The organism is Streptomyces sp. NPDC056222 (assembly GCF_042264065.1).
Classification (GTDB): Bacteria; Actinomycetota; Actinomycetes; order Streptomycetales; family Streptomycetaceae; genus Streptomyces.
In genome coordinates this window covers 1-1,041 of record NZ_JBHJTL010000235.1, presented here as the reverse complement: position 1 = coordinate 1,041, position 1,041 = coordinate 1, and the positions used below count along the sequence as shown (strand labels likewise).

Here is a 1,041-nt window from a genome sequence, read left to right as displayed (position 1 = left end):
AGGGTGTCGTTGCCGTCCATGCCGCTCAGCTTGTTTGCCGCAGCGTTGCCATTGATGACATTGTCCAACGCGTTGCCGTTGCCGGACACAATGCCGTTGGCCAGGATCAGGTTCTCGACATTGTCGGCCAGGATCAGGTTCGTCTCGAAGCGGCGCTCGATGGTATCCAGACCGCCGCCTTCGTCCTCGAACACGCGATCCTGGGCCGACTCGATGATGTACAGATCATCGCCCAGGCCACGGTACAGACGATCAGCACCCAGGCCGCCTTCGAGCCGATTGTTGCCATCATTGCCATACAGCTCGTTGTCCAGGCTGTTGCCAACCCCGCTCAGGTTGCCGGAGCCGGTCAGCACCAGGTTCTCCAGATGGTCGCCCAGCTGCCAGTCCAGCGCCGACTCCACGGTATCGATGCCTTCGCCGGCCACCTCGATGACAACGTCGCCGGCACTGTCGACCACGTAGGTATCATCGCCGCCACCGCCGACCAGGCGATCTTCCCCGGCGGCGCCATCAAGCCTGTTGTCGCCCAGATTGCCGATCAACGTATTGTTGCCCTGGTTGCCGGTCCCCTCATACGCACCGTCCAGCAGCTCGAGCCGCTCGACATTCTCGCCCAGCACGTAGCGATGGCTGCCACTGCGAACAGTGTCGTCACCGCCGCCGGCCAGTTCGATCACCTGCTGGCTCGGGTCGCTCACCACATAGATATCGTCGCCCTCACCGCCATACAGGCGATCACCGGCACCTGCACCACTCAATACATCATTGCCCGCGCCGCCATGCAGATCATCGCGGAACTGGGTGCCGGCAAGTACATCCGCGCCGTCGGTACCCCGCAGCACGTTGCGTACATTCACCGTCAGCCAGGCCGTGGTGCGCTGCCCCCAGCTGTCGGCGGCGATGATGTCCAGCGAAAGATCCGCACCGCCATTGGGCGGTGTGCCCGTAAGCTCGCCGGTGAGCGGATCGATGACCAGCCAGGCTGGCGCGTTCTCACTCAGCGAATAGGTCAGCGTGTCCTGTGCCTCATCCTGGAAC

At 63.1% G+C, this 1,041-nt stretch carries 1 protein-coding gene; it reads right to left on the bottom strand.

Going from position 1 to position 1,041, the window contains the following annotated elements; all coding sequences use genetic code 11:
* The coding region (locus ACFC0D_RS38770; RefSeq protein ID WP_376446846.1) for a putative Ig domain-containing protein at positions 1-1,041 on the bottom strand (1,041 nt) is incomplete at both ends.